This is a genomic window from Streptomyces sp. S07_1.15 (assembly GCF_020739505.1).
GTDB classification, from domain to species: Bacteria; Actinomycetota; Actinomycetes; order Streptomycetales; family Streptomycetaceae; genus Streptomyces; species Streptomyces xinghaiensis.
The window spans coordinates 2,404,947-2,422,174 of record NZ_JAJBZK010000001.1; the positions used below are offsets into that span (position 1 = coordinate 2,404,947).

Genomic DNA, 17,228 nt, shown 5'->3' on the forward strand with positions numbered 1-17,228 from the left:
CGGGCTCACGGACAGCCCGCGAGGGCTCGCGGCGGCCGGCGGGGCGGGCGCCCGAGGGGGAGGACGACCGGTGTCAGGCGGCGTCGGAACCGGCGGGGCCCCGGTCCGAGGCGGCCGGTCCGGGGGCGGAGCCTGGGCGCTCCATCGCCTCCCGGAACCTCGCGTAGCCCGCGAGCTCGGCGACGTCCCCCGTCGTGCGTTTGCGGGCGGCCCAGCGGGCCCACACCCCCGCGGCCACCGCCGCGACCACCGGAATCAGCAACCAGGCGACAGCCGCCATGCCGGCCTCCCGACTCCCTGTACCAGCGCGTTCATCAGCGCAGTCAACAACAGATGAGCAGATTAGCCATCCGCACAGTCAACGCTCACGGCAGGGGGGCGGTTACGCAACCGGGCGGGAGCGCGGTGACTGTTCCGGGTGATACCCGGCGTGACGGACCGTACACCGCCCGGCCGCCCGTCTCCGGGTCGCGTCCCGGCCGCGAGGGCTCGCGCGGCGTCTCCCGCGCGCCGTCCTTCTACGCCCCCACCCACTCCTCGGTACCGTCCGTGAACCGCTGGTGCTTCCAGATGGGGACCTCGTGCTTGAGGTCGTCGATGAGGCGGCGGCAGGCGTCGAACGCCTCGGCGCGGTGCGGACAGGAGACCGCGACCACCACGGCCAGATCCCCCACCACCAGATCGCCCACCCGGTGAACGGCGGCCAGCGCCCGTACCGGGAACTCGGCGGCCACCTTCTCCGCCACCCGCCGCAGCTCGGCCTCGGCCGTGGGGTGCGCGGTGTAGCCCAGGGCGGCCACACCGGCGCCCTCGTCGTGGTCCCGCACCGTGCCGACGAAGAGCGCGGTGCCGCCCGCGGCGTCGTCCGGCACGGCACCGAACACCTCGTCGAGCGAGAGCGGGCTGTCGCGGACCGCCAGCAGGCGGATGGGGTCGGGATGGGCCTGCTCGCCGGGATGCTCGTACGTACGTGCCATGGCGCCCATCGTGCCGCACCGGGCGGGGATCGCGGAACAGGCGCCCGCGCGCCGCGGCGGCCGGTGCTCAGATGCGGCGGCGTGCCTTGCGCGCCCGGCGCACCAGCGCGGCCGTGCCGACCAGCGCGACGGTGGCGCCCGCGGCGCCCAGCGTGGTCGCGTCCTTGCGGCCCAGCCTGCGGCCGGCGACCGTGTGCCGGCCCGCCACCTCGTCCAGCAGTTCGGCCAGGACCTCCTCGTTCGTGTACCGCGGCCGCCACCCGGCGTCGTGCAGCCTGCTGCCGCTGACGACCCAGGGGTGCATCGTGTACGCCAGGTCGCCGGCCGGGGACGGGGTGAGGCCGAGCCGGTGCAGCCGGGAGGCGGCGCCGAGCGCGACGGCGGACGGCAGTTCCATCCGCCGGATCCCGGAGAGCTCCTCGATCTCCTCCTGCTCCAGCCAGCCGTCGCAGCCGACCACGAACTCGCCCTCGACCTTCTCCAGCGCCGCGCACTCCAGCGCGCTGACGAGGTCGTCCATGTGGCAGAACTGCCAGGTCGGGCGGGAGCCCGCGACGACCAGCAGCCGCGGTGACTCGAAATAGCGGGTCAGGGCCGTGTCCGTGCCGCCGACCAGCACGGTGGGACGGGCCACCGTGACGTTGAGACCGGGGTGGGCGCGGGGCGCCCGGCGGCCCAGCCGTTCGATCTCCAGCAGGTCGCCGACGCCCGTGGCGTCCGCGGTGGCGCGCAGTTCGGCGTCCTCCGCGAGCGGTACGTCGTTGTCGGGCAGGGCGCCGTAGACCATCGCCGAGGTGCACAGCACGACGCGGTGCACACCGGCCGCCGCCGCCGCGGTCAGGACGGTCTGGGTGCCGCGCACGTTGTACGCGGTGCGGGCGGCCGCGTCGGACTCCAGATCGAGGTCGAGGGCGAGGTGCACCACCACGTCCACCCCGCGGAGCTTCCCGGCGATGAGCGGATCGCGCACGTCGAGCAGGTGCCACTCGGCCTCCGGCACCTCGCCGCGCCGTTCGTCGATGGCGATGACCTGCTTGACTTCTTCGGAGGCCGCGAGCCGCCGGGTCAGCAGCTCCCCGGCTCCGGTCGCGGCGCCGGTGACCGCGACGACGGGCCGCCGCACGGTCGCCGGCGGGGGGTTTCGCGTTGCGCGAACTTGAGGGTCTGGGGAACTCACCGGGCGTCTCCAGCGGTTGTCTGCGTACATGCGTACGTGCGCCTGAGCGTACGGACCAGGTGGCGTCCATCCTGCCGCAGGCGGTGGGGCGGCGGAGCACCCGAGCCTAGAACGCGGCCGACGTGTCTACGCTGGGTGGTGACGCCGGACAGTCGCCGCCGGCCGGAGCCGGCGGCCCTACGAGCCGAGGAAGCCCGTGAGTGACAACCCATTCGGATTCGGCCTTCCGCCGGAGGAGCCGGAGGACGGCGACGACGGCAGGAAGCAGGGCGGCGAGGGCGGTGGCCGGGGCCCGGCGAATCCCTTCGGGTTCGGCACGGGGCCCGGCGGCCCGGGCGGTGACAACCCGCTCGCGGCGATGTTCGGTTCCCTGAACCCGAACGATCTGGGTGCCGCCTTCCAGCAGCTCGGCCAGATGCTCTCCTATGAGGGCGGCCCGGTGAACTGGGACATGGCCAAGGACATCGCGCGGCAGACCGTGGCCCGGGGGGCCGCCGAGGGCGCCGGGGACCCGAGCGTCACCCCCGGCGACCGGTCGTCCGTCGAGGAGGCCGTGCGGCTCGCGGACCTCTGGCTGGACGGGGTCACCTCGCTGCCCTCCGGATCGAGCTCGGCGGTGGCCTGGAGCCGTGCCGAGTGGGTCGAGGCGACGCTGCCGGCGTGGAAGGAACTGGTGGACCCGGTCGCCGAGCGCGTCGCGGGCGCCATGGGCGACGTCCTGCCCGAGGAGATGCAGGCCATGGCGGGCCCGCTGCTCGGGATGATGCGGTCGATGGGCGGTGCCATGTTCGGCACCCAGATCGGCCAGGCCGTGGGCACGCTCGCGGGCGAGGTGGTCGGTTCGACCGACATCGGACTGCCGCTCGGGCCGCCGCAGAAGGCCGCGCTGCTGCCGGTGAACATCGCCGCCTTCGGCGAGGACCTCGGTGTGCCGCTGGACGAGGTGCGGCTCTACCTGGCCCTGCGGGAAGCCGCACACCAGCGGCTCTTCGCCCATGTGCCGTGGCTGCGCTCGCATCTGTTCGGCGCCGTCGAGGGCTACGCGCGCGGCATCAAGGTGGACACGGCCAAGCTGGAGGACGTCGTCGGCCAGCTCGACCCCTCGCGCCCCGAGCAGTTGCAGGATGCCCTGCAGCAGGGCATGTTCCAGCCCGAGGACACCCCCGAGCAGAAGTCGGCGCTGGCGCGGCTGGAGACGGCCCTCGCCCTGGTCGAGGGCTGGGTGGACGCGGTGGTGCACGCGGCGGCCTCGCCGCATCTGCCGTCGTCGGGCGCGCTCCGCGAGATGCTGCGGCGCCGCCGGGCCACCGGCGGGCCGGCCGAACAGACCTTCGCCACGCTCATCGGGCTGGAGCTGCGGCCTCGGCGGCTGCGGGACGCCTCCCGGCTGTGGGCCTCGCTCACCGACGCCCGCGGAGCCGACGGCCGGGACGCGCTCTGGGAGCACCCGGACATGCTGCCCACCGCGGAGGACCTGGACGACCCGGACGGCTTCGTCCACCGCGAGCAGGTGGACTTCTCGGAGCTGGACAAGATGCTCGGGGAGGCGGCCGACGGCTCCGGCAAGGACACCGGGCGCGGCGGCGGCAACGGGGACGGGGCCGGAAACGGGGCCGGCGAAGAGTCCCGCGGCTCCGGCGGCCGGGACGGTTCCGGCCGGGAGGACGACGGCGAGAAGTGAGCCTGCACGCGGACGCGACGCGCGTCCTGGAGAACTGGAGCCCACGGCTCCCGCCGGCCCGGACCGTACCTCCGGCCCCGGGCTCGCCGCCCCCGGCCGGTCCCGGCCAGGAGGAGCTGCGCCGGGACTACCTCGGCCATCTGGGCTCCCACCCGGACGGCATGTGGAAGGACTGCCGTGAGGGGCACATCACGGCCAGCGCGCTGGTGGTGGATCCGGGGACCGGGCGGGTGCTGCTGACCCTGCACCGGAAGCTGGGGATGTGGCTGCAGACCGGCGGCCACTGCGAGCCGGAGGACGCCACGCTGGCGGACGCAGCGCTGCGGGAGGCCACCGAGGAGTCCGGCATCCCCGGGCTGGAACTGCTCCCCGGCGGACCGGTCCGGCTCGACCGGCACCGCACCCCCTGCGCCTGGCATCTGGACGTGCAGTACGCGGCCCTCGCCCCGGCCGGATCGGTGGAGGCGGTCAGCGAGGAGTCCCTGGAACTGCGCTGGTACGGCTGGGACGAGGTGCCGCGCGTGGCGGACGCGTCCGTGGTCCGGCTGGCGGAGGGCACCCGCGCGCTGCTGTGAAGGCGCCGCACGGCCGGGCCGGCGTGACGGCTCGCGCCGGCCGCGACGGCGGACGCCGGTCCGGGCCCTGTCGGCCGCCGGACCGGCGTCCCGTGCCGGAGCGTCAGCGGTTCGTCCAGATGTTCCCCTGGTTCTGGCCCTGCGCGCCCTGCGGCCCCATGCCGTACTGGGCACGGACCCCCTGGCCGGTGACGGCGTTCTGCGGGGGCAGCAGCTCGCTCGGCTGGACGAGGGCGTACCCCTGGCCGAGGAAACTGAGCTCCCAGCCCTCGCCGGTGTTGCCGCGCCGCCGGAAGACCCCGGAGGAGTGGGTCTGCGCCTGCATCTGCACCCGCAGCGACGTCGACCAGGCGACCACCGCGTCGGCGTCCGCGTTGACGTACGTGTCGGGCGTCACCTGCAGCATCAGCGGCTTGCCCGAGGTCATCAGCGCGACCTTGCCCCGCCCGGAGATCTGCAGGTTGTAGGCGCCGGAGCCGGAGATGCCGAACTGGCTGTCGACGGCGATGGTCTCCCAGTGCAGCGCGGAGTCCAGCGCGAGGACGTACGCGCTGTCGACGGTGAGCCCTTCCTGGTCCACGTCCAGGAGGTGCACGTACTGCGCGAGGTTGGCCAGATAGACGGTGCCCTGGCCGGAGCAGCGCATCAGGTCCAGGCCCTCACCGGTACGGGCGCGGGACCGGCGCCGGCCCGGCGTCTGGTACTCGCCGTCGAACTCGACCAGGCCCTGGTAGGCCACCATGCTGCCCTTGCGGGCGAGGATGTCGTCGTGGCCGCCGAGCGCGACCCGCAGCATCTGCGGGTTCTGCAGGGCGTAACGCTCCTGGGTCTGGTTCTCGGTGTGGCCGAACAGCGGACTCTGCATCTCTTCCCGTCCCCCCTCAGCCCCGGGCCCGGAGCCGGTCGGTGCCGTCCTCGCTCGGCTGGACGACGACGAAGCCCTGCCCGGAGAAACCGAGTTGGTACGCCTCGCCGCTGCCGCGGCCGATCATCGAGGACGCCTTGAAGCTGCGCTTCCCCTTCATCTTCAGACCGCTGGACCAGGCCACCAGGGCGTCCGGGTCCACATAGGTCTCGTCCTCGCCGCGGCCGCAGTCGACGACGATTGGGGTACCGCGCGAGGTCAGGGCCACCCAGCCGGTGCCGGAGACGGCCACGTTGAAGAGGCCCTGGCCGGCGAACTTGGCCATCCCCTTGACCCGCTGGACGCCCCACTGCAGGTGGGCGTCGAAGGCGAGGAGATTGGTGCCGTTGACCGACAGCGCTTCGTCGGCGAGGTTGACGCAGACGACGTCGGCGCCGTAGTCGGCGAGGTAGAGCAGGCCGTCACCGCTGCACTTCATCAGCGGCGCGCCCTCGCCGGTGAGCCATTGCGAGGCCATCTGGCGCACGGCCGGCGGGTTGGGCTCGTACTGGACGAATCCCTCGTAGGCGACCATCGAGCCGGTGCGGGCGAAGAGGTCCTGGCCGCTCTGCATGGCGACCCGGAGCATGCTCGGGCCGTGGTTCTCCATCCGGGCGGCCACCGGGGCCGGGGCATAGCCCGAGATCATGTGCTGGTCCATCACGGGCTCCCTCAGACCTCGTACGGCTGGACGACGATGAAATTGCCGGGCGCGCCGCGGAACTGGAGGTTCACGGTCTCCCCGCTGTGGCCCGGATAGGCGTTGCGGCGCAGCCGCACCTGGCTGGAGATGATCACCTGCGAGGCGGCGGACCAGGCGACGACGGCGTTGCTGTCGGCGAAGGTCGTCGGGGTGACGGGGAGGACCACCGGGGTTCCCCGCGTCTTCACCACGACGGTGCCGGTGCCCTGGAAGAGCATGGTGAAGAGCGCTCCGCCGGGGATGCCGTGGCCCTCGATCCGCCGCACCTCGTACTGGAGGGACTCGTCGAAGGCGAGGACGTTCTCGGCCGAGACGCAGATCGCGTCGCCCTGCAGCTCGATCGGGTGAATCTCGGCGGCGTCCTCGGCGAGGAAGACCTGGCCGCGGCCGGTGCAGCGCATCAGCTGCATCTCCTGGCCGGTGGCGTTGCCGACGACCCGGCCGGCGAAGCCAGCTCCCTTGTAGCCGAAGTCGACCTTGCCCTGGTAGAGCACCATGCTGCCCTGGCGGGCCAGCACCGGCCGGTCGTCGGCGCCGAGGTCGACCCGGACGAGCTGCCGGCTCTGCAGCGTCCACCGCTGCCCGGTGGGCACCTCGCGGTACTTCTCCAGGACGCTCCCCAGGCCGGCGGGGGCGGCGCCCGCGCCCTGCGGCGGGCCGTACGGGCCGGGCTGCCCGGGGATCTGGCCGGGCGCCGGCGGCGGATGGCCGTACGGGGCGGGTGCCCCGGGCGGCTGGGCGCCGGGGAACGGGGCCTGTGAGCCGGGCGACGGACCGTAGGGCGCGGCGGGCGCCGCCGGGGGCTGCGGAGGACCGGGCGGCTGCACCGGACCGGGAGGCGCCAGGGGCGCGGCGAGGGTCGGTGCCCCGGCGTGGGGCGGCGGGGCGGCGGGCTGCGGGGCGGCGGGCGCCGGCGGGGAGCCCTGCGGAGGCGTGAACTGCGGAGGCGTGGCCTGCGGCGCGGGTGCGGGCGGCGCCTGGGATGCGGGCTGCGGCGCGGGCGGCGCCTGGGGAGCGGGCGCCTGCGGTGCCGCGGGCTGCGGCGCCGACGGGGGCGGCCCCGCCGGGGCGCCGAACGCGGGCGGCGCGGCGGGCGCGGCCGCCGGCGGGGCGAACCCGGGCACCGCCCCGCCCTGCTGCGGCGCGGACTGCTGCGGCTCCGGTGTCTCCTCCTCCAGCACCTCGCCGCCGAAGTTCTTCAGCAGCGCGTCCAGTCCGCCGTCGAACCCCTGTCCCACGGCGGCGAACCGCCAGACGTCCTTCCGGTAGAAGTCGCCGAGCATCACCGCCCGTTCGGTGCTGAACTCCGAGCCGTCGAAGGCGTAGCGCGCCACTTCCTCGCCGCCCGCGACGATCCGGAGGTAGCCGGGGCCGACCTGGGACATCTGGCCCGCCCCGTCGATCGTCGCGGTGAACGACAGCCGGTGAACGCTGTCCGGGACACGGTCGAGGGTGACGCGGAAGGACTCGGTGTCCCCCGCCTGCGCGCCGAGGAGCTGGATCGACTCCTCGGGCGACTTGGGCTGGTTGAAGAAGACGAAGTACCGGTCGTCGGACAGCCGTTCGTCCGCGTCGAGACCGAAGCAACTGATGTCGAAGGACAGTCCGGGACCGGATATCTGCACACCGACGTACAGATCCGTCCCCGCTGTCAGGTCACTGATCCTGGCCTTGTGGCCGCGCTGGAATTCCCTGGCCATGCGTAACGACCGTCCCCCATCCCGAGCTGTACGTGCTTGCGCGCCAGGCTAGCCGCTGGTCACGGCCCCCGGCGATCTCGGAGCGGAAAAGCTTTCGCCCCGGGCTCGTACCGGAACCGGCGGGGTCAGGCGTCGGGGTCGCCGGTGAGATGCGGCAGCCGTCCGGCCGCGACCACGCCCTCCAGGTAGCCGCGGGCGCGCTCCGTCCGGGGATAGGCCTCCAGCAGCCGCCAGAAGTCGGCCCCGTGGCCCGGGACCAGCAGATGCGCGAGTTCGTGGAGGAGGACGTAGTCCGTCACATAACCGGGCATGCCCTGCAGCCGGTGTGACAGGCGGATGCTGCCCTCCGCGGGGGTGCACGAGCCCCAGCGGGTGTTCTGGTTGGTGACCCAGCGGACACTCCGGGGGCGCGCCCTGCCGTCAAGGTACTGCGCGGACAGGCGCTCGGCCCGCTCGGCGAGCTCGCTGTCGCCCAGCATGCGCCGGCTCTCCTGGGCGGCGAGCCGGTCCAGCATCACCGTCACCCAGCGTTCCTCCTCCGCCTGCGACATCCGGGCCGGGATGAGGACGACCGTGCGGTCGCCCTCGCGGTAGGCGGAGACCGTACGGCGCCGGCGGGCGCTTCTGCGCACCTCGACCGCGCTGGTCCGGGAACGTCGGGGCGGCTGGCCGAGCCGGCCCGGCGTGCTGAGGGGGTTCTCTCCGGCGCGGCTCAGTGGATCGGAGGGCACCCTGCCGACGTTACCCGCTGCGGGCACGGGAAGTCCCGCCCGTCTTCGCTTCGTGCGCGACTCCCCCACAAGTGGAGACCGATGAGATGACCATCCACAGGCCCTGTGGACAACTTTCGGCGGGGAGTCCGCCCGCCCGGCCATGCTGGCAGCCGTCGAAGAGGAACCGAGCGGGAGAAACCGAGGGGGCGGCCATGCATCCGATCATCAAGCCCGTGCTGCGGCGCGGCTGGCGGGACCGGCAGACGGTGCAGTTCGGGGTGACGCCCGCACATGCCGTGCTGCTGGGCCCGGTCGACACGGCGACCGGCAGTTTCCTCTCCCTGCTGGACGGTACCCGGGGGCTTCCGCTGCTGCGGGCGGAGGCGGCGGCCCTGGGCCTGTCCGGGGACCGGCCCGGTGAGCTGCTGCGGCGTCTGGCGGCGGCGGGTCTGCTGGACGATCCGACGGCGCCGCGCGACGGCCCGGCGGCGGAGGGCCTCCCGCCGCCGGAGTGCCGGGAGCGGGCCGGGGTCCCGGACCGGCTGCGGGCCGACCTGGGTTCCCTGTCGGTGGTCGATCCGGAACCGGGCGGCGGCAGGCGTCGGCTGGCGGCGCGCGGAGCGGCACGGGTCCAGGTGCGGGGTGCCGGGCGGGTCGGCGCTGCCGTCGCGACGGCGCTCTCGGCCGCGGGGGTGGGGCAGGTCGACGTGGTGGACGGCGGCCGGGTCGCGCCCTGGGAGACCGGCCCCGGCGGGCTGCCACCGGAAGCGGCCGGCGAGCGCCGGGACACCGCCGCCCGCAAGGCCGTCCGCGCCGCCGCGACCGCGCGGGGCCGGGCCCGGCGGAGAGGGCCCGGCGGCGGGGGCCCGCCGCCCGGGGCGGGGCTCGCCCTGACGGTGCTGGCCCCGCGCGACGGTCTCGGTGCCTACGCCCCCGATCCCGTGCCGGCCGAGGCGCTGCTCGCCTCCGGCATCCCTCATCTCTATGCCGGTGTACTGGAGGGCACGGGCGTGGTCGGCCCGCTGGTGCTGCCCGGCGAGTCGGCCTGTGCGGGCTGTCTGCAACGGCACCGCTCCGAGCGGGATCCCGCCTGGTCCCGGCTGCTCGCTCAATGGCGGTCGGCCCGGAACCCGGCCGAACCGGCCTGTGACACGGCGCTGGCCACTGTGGTCGCGGGGCTGGCGGCGGCCCACGCGCTGGCCTTTCTGGACGGCCGGCCGCCGGTGTGCGCCGGGGCGCGGCTGGAGCTCGCGCTGCCCGATCTGGCGTGGGAACCGTGTTCCATCACACCGCACCGGGCCTGCGGGTGCGGTGCGTATGAAGCGGTCGAGCGTCCATACTCACCAGATGGTGCCGGACCACCGGAACGGCCGGAACGGGCCGGTCCGGGCACCGACGCGGAGGGCGGCTGCCCTCCGGTGAAGCGCAGTGAAGTTGGAGGAGCGCATGTCTGATCTTCCCCGCAAGGCGGTCACCCGGACCGCCAAACTGGCGGCGCTGCCACTGGGCTTCGCCGGACGCACCGCCCTCGGGCTCGGCAAGCGGATCGGCGGACGGCCGGCCGAGATGATCGCCAGTGAGCTGCAGCAGCGGACGGCGGAGCAGCTCTTCTCGACCCTGGGCCAGCTCAAGGGCGGGGCCATGAAGGTCGGGCAGGCCCTCTCCGTCTTCGAGTCCGCCCTCCCGGAGGAGATCGCCGGCCCCTACCGCGCCGCCCTCACCAGGCTGCAGGAAGCCGCGCCTCCGATGCCGTCCCAGAGCGTGCACGCCGCACTGGAGAAACGGCTCGGGCCCGACTGGCGTGATCTCTTCGAGGAGTTCGAGGACAAGCCGGCGGCCGCGGCCTCGATCGGCCAGGTGCACCGGGCCGTCTGGCACGACGGCCGGGAGGTGGCCGTCAAGGTGCAGTACCCGGGCGCGGGTGAGGCGCTGCTCTCGGATCTCACCCAGCTCGGCCGGTTCGCCCGGCTGCTGGGCCCTCTCATCCCCGGAATGGACATCAAGCCGCTCATCACCGAACTGCGCGACCGGGTCTCGGAGGAGCTGGACTACGCCCTGGAGGCCCGGGCGCAGCGCGATCACGCCGCCGAGTTCGCCGATGACCCGGATGTGGTGATCCCGGACGTCGTCCACCAGGGCTCCGAGGTGCTCGTCACCGAGTGGATGGACGGTGTGCCGCTGTCGGAGGTGATAGCCGACGGCACCCCGGAACAGCGGGACCGGGCCGGACAGCTGCTGGCCCGTTTCCTCTTCTCCGGTACCGCCCGCACGGGGCTGCTGCACGCCGACCCCCACCCGGGGAACTTCCGGCTGCTGCCGGGAAAGGCTGAGGGCACCGGGCCGGAGCAGTGGCGCCTGGGCGTCCTCGACTTCGGCACGGTCGACCGGTTGCCGGACGGGCTGCCGCCGCTGATCGGCGCCGCGCTGCGCGGAGCCCTGGAGGGCGACGCGGAGGGGGTGTACGCGATGCTCTGCGAGGCGGGCTTCGTCCGGGAGTCCGTGGAGCTGGACCCGGACGCCGTCCTGGACTATCTGGTGCCGATCATCGAACCGGCCCGGGCCGAGGAGTTCACCTTCACCCGCGGCTGGCTGCGGACCCAGGCGGCGCGGATCGCCGACCCGCGGTCGCCGGCGCACCAGCTGGGCCGCCAGCTCAATCTGCCGCCCGCCTATCTGCTGATCCACCGTGTCACCCTCAGCACCATCGGTGTGCTGTGCCAGCTGGGGGCGACCGTCCGGCTGCGGGAGGAGCTGCGTGACTGGCTCCCCGGCTTCCTCCCGGACGGGGACGGGGACGGGGGCGGGGCCGACGGAGGCGGGGCCGGGGAGATGGCCGAGGACGGGGAACCGGGGGCCGGTGAGAGTGACGCCGGCGCGTTGCATCCCTCGGAGTACGGCCCGGCGGACGGCCTCGCGGACGGCCCGGCGGATGGAGCAGGGGAGGAGCCGGCCGACGAGCCGTTCGAGAAGGCGGCCGGCCGCTGAGACACCGGTGACCGCCCACAGCCGGGGACGGTGCGCCGTCCGGCCCGGTCCGCCCGGTACGCCCTCCGGCCGGTCCGGACAACGGGCCGGTACCACGGCCGAAGGGCCGCTCCCGGACGGGAACGGCCCTTCGGCTGCGGTGCGCTGTCGCGCGGCGGCCGTCTCATGACGGCCGGGGAGTGACTGCTACTGCATGACGGCCATGGCCAGCGCACGCCGGGCGCGGAGCGAGGCGCGCTCGGCCCGGCGCTGCATCCGGCGGGCCCGGGCCAGACGCACGGCCCTGCGTTCGGACTCGGCCTCCTGGATGCGCTCGTGCATATGAGCACGAGCCAGGGCTTCTGGGATGAGTTGCATCTCACGGTTCCTGTTCTGACGCGAGTCGGTCGCGTCGGACGCTGTTCTGGCGGTGGTACGGGCGGCTGACGGCTCGTGGGCGGACGGCTTCATCGTCGGGACCTGCTTCTTCGGGTCGTGCGTGAGAGGGCGGTCGATGGTTCCCGGGGCGTTCATGCGACGACCGGGTTCTTGCGCGGGCGGCCACGGGGCCGCTTCCGCGGCACGACCACACCCTGGACGAACAGCTCGCCGCCCCAGACGCCCCACGGCTCGCGCCGGTCCTTGGCCCCCGCGAGGCAGGCCTCGCGCAGCGGGCAGGTCTGGCAGAGGGACTTGGCGTACTCGACGTCGGCGGGCGACTCGGCGAAGAACACCTCGGGGTCGTAGCTGCGGCAGGGAACGAGCTCGCCGAGACGCTCGATCTCGTCGTCGAGCACCGTGAGCCGGGTGGGCTGGGACAAGAGGACCTCCGGAGGACCAGGTGGAGAGGAGGGGGGCTGCTGCGTGCGGGACGGGGCGGGCGCTGGGCTGGGCACAGTCGGTTTCTTCCTTGTGTTCGGCCGGCCTGGTGAGCCGGGGGTGGTCGTCGATGCCGGTCGGGGCAACGAAAAGGGCCGCGGATCCCGGTTCGGGTTCCGCGGCCCTGGAAGGTGCCGACCTGATCGTGGCGATCAGGCTGGATCTCTCCAGGGTTCGTGGCCGCGGAGGCCCCGAATCGTGTGGTGCTCGGCCGCAGACGCCGCACCGTTGGCAAAGCCGCCATCGGTCCACATCTGCCGGAGGTCGGCACCCTTGGCCGCGAGGGCATAGGCCGATGCCTCTGCCGCCACTACTGCCGCCGGTGCCTTGGTCGGTCGCTGAGCGTTCGCCAGAAGGCAGCGCTCGGCCGGGCGTGCTTCGAGGGCGCCGGGCACGGCGGATCCACGGAGCACGGAGACACCGGACAGGCAGGAGACGGGCACGTCACGACCGGCCAGTTTGGTGATGCTGATCATTGGGGCTCGCCTCCTCTCGGCGTCTCGGGGACTGGTGGGAACCAGTCAGTCGTACAAGTAGAGCACGGAACAGTGGGCCCGAAAAAGGCCCTGTCATGCCCGCGAAAGAGAACCTATGGGGAATCCGGCGGCATGCGCAAACTATTTTCCCGACGAGTTCGCATCAGCCGCCGGACCGCCCGTCCGGCGTCCCGGCGGGCGGCTCCTCACCCGCGCAGAGGGCCAGGACGTCCGCCCCGAACCGGTCCAGTTTCCGCCGTCCCACACCGGAGATCACCGCCAGCTCGGCGGCGTCCCCGGGCACGGCCTCGGCAATGGCCAGCAGGGTCTTGTCGGTGAAGACGCAGAAGGCCGGCTGGCCCAGCTCGCGGGCCCGCTCCGCCCGCCACTCCAGCAGCCGCTGGTAAAGGCCCTCGTCCAGCTCGGAGGGGCAGTCCTCGCAGCGCATCAGTTTCATCTCGCCCGCGTCGGTGAGGGTGCGGCCGCAGACCCGGCACCGCACCGGACCGCGCTTGCGGCGTCGCGTCGTCCCGCCCCGTTCCACCCCGCCCCCGGCGGCCGGGCCGCGGGCCGCCGCGGCGGCCGGTACGGCGGAGCCGGGCCGCAGCCCGTCCAGGAAGCGGCTCGGCCGCCGGCCCGTGCGGCCGCCCGGAGTCCGGGACAGGGCCCAGGAGAGGGTGAGGTGGACCCGGGCCCGGGTGACGCCGACGTAGAGCAGCCGGCGTTCCTCCTCGATCTGCGCGTCGGTCGTGGCGTAGGTGATCGGCATCATGCCCTCGGTCAGGCCGACCAGGAAGACCGCGTCCCACTCCAGGCCCTTGGCCGCGTGCAGCGAGGCCAGGGTGACGCCCTCCACCGTGGGCGCGTGCTGGGCGTTGGCCCGCTCGCCCAGCTCGGCCACGAAGTCGGCGAGCGCCGCCCGCGGCTGTGCCCGGGCGAAGTCCTCGGCGAGCCGGACCAGCGCGGCCAGCGACTCCCAGCGGTCGCGGACCGCCCCCGAGCCGGCCGGCGGCTCGGTGCTCCATCCCCGGGTGGAGAGCACGGCCCGCACCTGCGACGGTATGTCCGTCTCCGTGAGCGAGGGGTCGGAGGAGCCTCCGGCGCGGGCGGCGCCGCGCAGCAGCAGTCCGGCCTCCCGCACCTCCGGCCGCTCGAAGAACCGCTCCGCGCCACGGAGCTGGTAGGGGACACCCTGGTCGGCGAGGGCCTGCTCATAGCTCTCCGACTGGGCGTTGATGCGGTACAGCACGGCGATCTCGCCGGCGCGGACCCCGGAGTCGATCAGCTCCCGGATCCGCCGGGCGGTGCCCTCGGCCTCGGCCGGCTCGTCCGGATACTCCGCGAACGCCGGCTCGGGACCCGCGCCGCGCTGCGAGACGAGCTCCAGCCGGTGCTCCGCGGCACGGCCGCGGGCCTGCCCGAGCAGACCGTTGGCGAGATGGACGACCTGCGGGGTGGAGCGGTAGTCCCGGACGAGTTTGACGACGGTGGCGCGGGGGTGACGGGCGCGGAAGTCCAGCAGGTGGTCCGGGGTGGCGCCGGTGAAGGAGTAGATCGTCTGGCTGGCGTCGCCGACGACGCAGAGGCTGTCCCGCTCGCCCAGCCACAGGTCCAGCAGCCGCTGCTGGAGCGGGCTGACGTCCTGGTACTCGTCGACCACGAAGTGCTGGTACTGGCGGCGGACCTCGTCGGCGATGTCCTGCCGGTCCTGCAGCACCCCGACCGTGAGCAGCAGGACGTCCTCGAAGTCGATGACGCCGCGGTCGCGCTTGAGGAGTTCGTAGGTCTCGTAGACGCGGGCGGTCTCCGCCGGGTCCCGGGGCGGCTGGCGGCGGGCGCGGGCGACGGCCGCCGGGTAGTCCTCGGGGACCGTCTGGGTGACCTTGGCCCACTCGATCTCGCCCGTGACATCCCGGAGTTCGCCCCGGTCCAGGCGGATACGGCAGCGGGCCGCCGCCTCGGCGACCACCTGGACCTTGCGCTCCACCAGCCGCGGCAGCGGACCGCCGACCGCCTTGGGCCAGAAGTACTGGAGCTGGCGGAGCGCGGCGGAGTGGAAGGTGCGGGCCTGGACCCCGGTGGCACCGAGCTGCCGGAGGCGGCCCCGCATCTCGCCGGCGGCCCGGTTGGTGAACGTCACCGCGAGCACGGAGCCCGGCTGGAGGATGCCCGCGCGCACCCCGTAGGCGATGCGGTGGGTGATGGCGCGGGTCTTGCCCGTGCCGGCGCCGGCCAGCACGCACACCGGCCCGTGGAGGGCGGTGGCGACCTCGCGCTGCTCCGGGTCGAGCCCGGCGAGCACGGCGTCGGCGCCTTCGGGCACGGCCGGGTACTCCGACGGCCCCGCGGGGCCCGGGAAGAGCGGGGAGGGAGTGGCTGGTGTCGCTGGTGTCACCCCGCCATGCTGCCAGGTCCCCCGGAGCGGCCGGGAGGTTGTCCACAGCCGGGCCCCTCCGGTCGTACCGGTTCCCCGGCCGCCGCAGCGGTCGCACCCCGGCCGGTGCCCGCCCGGCCGGGCTCCGGTGCCGGCGCACAGCTTCGCGGTGCACGGGCCAACGGCGGCCATGGAGCGCTGTGCGCGGAGCCCTGTGCGCGGAGCCCTGTGCGCGGAGCCCTGTGCGCGGAGGGTGGTGGCGGGGAGCCGGGAGCGGGGCCGGGCGCGCGGGCGGCGGAGGCGTCCGGTGAGGGACGGATCACGGGCGCACGGGACGCGGCCCGGGAATGGTCGCGCACGCCGGCACGTTGCCTCCCCGTAACCAGGCGACAGCGAAGGAGCCGTAATCCATGACCGGCACGACGGGCACTGTGACGATGTACAGCACCACCTGGTGCGGCTACTGCCGCCGGCTGAAGAGCCAGATGGAGCGCGAGGGCATCGCGTACACCGAGGTCAACATCGAGAAGGACCCGGAGTCGGCGCAGTTCGTGGAGAAGGTGAACAACGGCAACCAGCTGGTGCCGACCGTGCTGTTCCCGGACGGCTCCGCGCTGCCCAACCCCTCGCTGGCCCAGGTGAAGGCCAAGCTCGGCGTCTGACGCCGCTGCGGGGCGCGCTCGCCGCCGGTGCCCAGGCGCCCGCTCCCGGCCGCCTCCGTACCGTCCGCTGCCCGCGGCACCCGCCTCAGCGCGGGAAGCCCGCGGGCAGCGGCTTGCCGTACCAGAGTTCGATCAGCCGGGCGGCGATGGAAATGCCCGTCGGCGGCAGCACCTCGCCGGACTCGAAGGCCGCCCCCAGCTCCTCCCGGGAGAACCAGCGCGCCTCGTGGAGCTCCTCGCCGTCCACCGTGATGCGCGGCGACGTGGCGCGGGCCAGGAAGCCGAGCATCAGGCTCGACGGGAACGGCCAGGGCTGGCTCGCCACGTAGCGGACCTCGCCGACCGTGACCCCGGCCTCCTCCGCCACCTCGCGGACCACGGCCTGCTCGATCGACTCCCCCGGTTCGACGAAGCCGGCCAGGGTGGAGAACCGCCCGGCGGGCCAGTGCACCTGGCGGCCGAGCAGCGCGCGGTCCCGGTCATCGGTCACCAGCATGATCACGGCCGGGTCGGTGCGCGGATAGTGCTCCGCGCCGCAGGCCGGGCAGCGGCGCACATGGCCCGCGGCCGCTATGACGGTGCGCTCCCCGCACCGGGAGCAGAAGCGGTGCAGCCGCTGCCAGTTCTCCAGGGCGACGGCGTGGGCCATCAGGGCCGCGTCGCGCGCGGAGAGCAGCACCCCCGCCTCCCGCAGGCCGGCCGGGCGGGCGGACTGGTCCATCCGGCCCGGCAGGGCGTCCTTCTGCAGCGCGAAATAGCGCACGCCCTCCTCGTCCGTGCCGAGGAAGTACCGGTGGGTCTCGGTGACCGGGGCCTCGAACGCGGGAGTCATCACCAGCTCGGTGCGCCCGTCGGGGGTGTCGTCGATCAGTGCCTGCCCCCCGGAGACGACGAAGACCCGCGTCGTCGGATGGCTCCACGCCGCGGCGAGCCACGCTTCGTCGAAGCGGTGGTGCGCGGCCCGGTCGATGCCGCTCGGGGCGGTGAGGGGGATGTCCGGGGCGTCGGGGCGGTCGGTCGAGATGATCACGGCTGCTTCTTCCTGCTCCCCCGGGATGACGGTGCAGACGGGTGCGGACGGGTGTGAGCCGGCGGCCGGGAGCCGGGTGCGGGCACGGGCACGGACCGGCGACCGGAGCTGTGGACGGCCGGTTGCCCCGCCGGGAACCGGTGTTCTCCCTCCGCCGCACGGGCGGACGCCGGCGTGTGCCGCGCGGTGACGGGCCGGGGACCGGCCGGACGCGGCCCGGGCCTGGCAGGCGGGACGGGTCCGCCGGCGCGGCACGGCGCGGGCGCCGGGCGGTGCGGGCGCGCGGCGCCCCGGCGCGGGCACCGGACACGGCCGCGCGGAGCCCGGACCGTGCACGGACCGGGGGCACGGACGGCGCTGTCCGGGGTGACGCTCATGGTTCCGAGCCTATCCGGCCGGGCTGCGGCGGACTC

17 protein-coding genes are annotated in these 17,228 nt (G+C 74.3%); 5 read left to right on the plus strand and 12 right to left on the minus strand.

Annotated elements, in window-relative coordinates:
- Positions 1 to 73: 73 nt before the first annotated feature.
- The 3 genes from LIX60_RS10140 to LIX60_RS10150 form a co-directional block, all read right to left on the minus strand.
- Complete coding sequence (locus LIX60_RS10140; RefSeq protein ID WP_227958138.1) at positions 74 to 280, minus strand: hypothetical protein; 207 nt, start codon at positions 278 to 280, stop codon at positions 74 to 76.
- Positions 281 to 518: 238 nt separating this feature from the next.
- Positions 519 to 986, minus strand: coding sequence for a molybdenum cofactor biosynthesis protein MoaE (locus LIX60_RS10145; RefSeq protein ID WP_125623262.1), 468 nt, complete (start codon positions 984 to 986; stop codon positions 519 to 521).
- Positions 987 to 1,044: 58 nt separating this feature from the next.
- Positions 1,045 to 2,154, minus strand: a complete 1,110-nt coding sequence (locus LIX60_RS10150; RefSeq protein ID WP_125623263.1) for an SDR family oxidoreductase — start codon at positions 2,152 to 2,154, stop codon at positions 1,045 to 1,047.
- Between the two features lie 196 nt (positions 2,155 to 2,350).
- On the opposite strand from LIX60_RS10150, the gene LIX60_RS10155 reads away from it, so the two are divergent.
- Entirely contained in the window at positions 2,351 to 3,835 is a 1,485-nt protein-coding gene (locus tag LIX60_RS10155) for a zinc-dependent metalloprotease (protein ID WP_227958139.1), read from the plus strand.
- On the plus strand, positions 3,832 to 4,410 hold the full coding sequence (locus tag LIX60_RS10160; protein ID WP_227958140.1) for an NUDIX hydrolase: 579 nt from the start codon (positions 3,832 to 3,834) through the stop codon (positions 4,408 to 4,410). The genes LIX60_RS10155 and LIX60_RS10160 overlap by 4 nt, the downstream gene beginning before the upstream one ends.
- A gap of 103 nt (positions 4,411 to 4,513) precedes the next feature.
- On the opposite strand, the gene LIX60_RS10165 is transcribed toward LIX60_RS10160, so the two are convergent.
- The 4 genes from LIX60_RS10165 to LIX60_RS10180 all read right to left on the minus strand — a co-directional run bounded on the left by LIX60_RS10165 (position 4,514) and on the right by LIX60_RS10180 (position 8,448).
- The gene (locus LIX60_RS10165) at positions 4,514 to 5,275 is read right to left on the minus strand and encodes an AIM24 family protein (protein ID WP_227958141.1); all 762 of its coding nucleotides are present in this window, start codon (positions 5,273 to 5,275) and stop codon (positions 4,514 to 4,516) included.
- Positions 5,276 to 5,291: 16 nt separating this feature from the next.
- Positions 5,292 to 5,975 carry an AIM24 family protein gene (locus LIX60_RS10170; protein WP_227958142.1) on the minus strand — a complete coding sequence of 228 codons (684 nt, stop codon included), beginning with the start codon at positions 5,973 to 5,975 and terminating at the stop codon, positions 5,292 to 5,294.
- An 11-nt stretch (positions 5,976 to 5,986) separates the two neighbouring features.
- Positions 5,987 to 7,717 carry a TerD family protein gene (locus LIX60_RS10175; protein WP_227958143.1) on the minus strand — a complete coding sequence of 577 codons (1,731 nt, stop codon included), beginning with the start codon at positions 7,715 to 7,717 and terminating at the stop codon, positions 5,987 to 5,989.
- Positions 7,718 to 7,842: 125 nt separating this feature from the next.
- The gene (locus LIX60_RS10180) at positions 7,843 to 8,448 is read right to left on the minus strand and encodes a M48 family metallopeptidase (protein WP_227958144.1); all 606 of its coding nucleotides are present in this window, start codon (positions 8,446 to 8,448) and stop codon (positions 7,843 to 7,845) included.
- Between the two features lie 194 nt (positions 8,449 to 8,642).
- Between LIX60_RS10180 and LIX60_RS10185 the strand changes: the two genes are divergently transcribed.
- Together LIX60_RS10185 and LIX60_RS10190 are read left to right on the plus strand one after the other, a co-directional pair.
- Positions 8,643 to 9,884: a ThiF family adenylyltransferase gene (locus LIX60_RS10185; protein ID WP_227958145.1), complete on the plus strand. Its 1,242-nt coding sequence runs from the start codon at positions 8,643 to 8,645 to the stop codon at positions 9,882 to 9,884.
- Positions 9,877 to 11,415 (plus strand): AarF/ABC1/UbiB kinase family protein, encoded by a 1,539-nt coding sequence (locus LIX60_RS10190; protein ID WP_227958146.1) that lies wholly within the window; start codon positions 9,877 to 9,879, stop codon positions 11,413 to 11,415. Before LIX60_RS10185 ends, LIX60_RS10190 begins: the two co-directional genes overlap by 8 nt.
- Before the next feature lie 186 nt (positions 11,416 to 11,601).
- On the opposite strand, the gene LIX60_RS10195 is transcribed toward LIX60_RS10190, so the two are convergent.
- The 4 genes from LIX60_RS10195 to LIX60_RS10210 all read right to left on the minus strand — a co-directional run bounded on the left by LIX60_RS10195 (position 11,602) and on the right by LIX60_RS10210 (position 15,072).
- The gene (locus LIX60_RS10195) at positions 11,602 to 11,928 is read right to left on the minus strand and encodes a hypothetical protein (RefSeq protein WP_019710151.1); all 327 of its coding nucleotides are present in this window, start codon (positions 11,926 to 11,928) and stop codon (positions 11,602 to 11,604) included.
- A complete protein-coding gene (locus LIX60_RS10200; RefSeq protein WP_039822418.1) occupies positions 11,925 to 12,290 on the minus strand; it encodes a WhiB family transcriptional regulator in 366 nt (121 codons plus the stop codon). The genes LIX60_RS10195 and LIX60_RS10200 overlap by 4 nt, the downstream gene beginning before the upstream one ends.
- A 135-nt stretch (positions 12,291 to 12,425) precedes the next feature.
- The gene (locus tag LIX60_RS10205) at positions 12,426 to 12,749 is read right to left on the minus strand and encodes a hypothetical protein (RefSeq protein ID WP_227958147.1); all 324 of its coding nucleotides are present in this window, start codon (positions 12,747 to 12,749) and stop codon (positions 12,426 to 12,428) included.
- Positions 12,750 to 12,912: 163 nt separating this feature from the next.
- Positions 12,913 to 15,072 (minus strand): ATP-dependent DNA helicase UvrD2, encoded by a 2,160-nt coding sequence (locus LIX60_RS10210; RefSeq protein WP_227958148.1) that lies wholly within the window; start codon positions 15,070 to 15,072, stop codon positions 12,913 to 12,915.
- Between the two features lie 461 nt (positions 15,073 to 15,533).
- On the opposite strand from LIX60_RS10210, the gene LIX60_RS10215 reads away from it, so the two are divergent.
- A complete protein-coding gene (locus tag LIX60_RS10215; RefSeq protein ID WP_019710156.1) occupies positions 15,534 to 15,785 on the plus strand; it encodes a mycoredoxin in 252 nt (83 codons plus the stop codon).
- Positions 15,786 to 15,870: 85 nt separating this feature from the next.
- On the opposite strand, the gene nudC is transcribed toward LIX60_RS10215, so the two are convergent.
- The gene (nudC, locus tag LIX60_RS10220) at positions 15,871 to 16,815 is read right to left on the minus strand and encodes an NAD(+) diphosphatase (protein ID WP_227958149.1); all 945 of its coding nucleotides are present in this window, start codon (positions 16,813 to 16,815) and stop codon (positions 15,871 to 15,873) included.
- Positions 16,816 to 17,228: the final 413 nt, after the last annotated feature.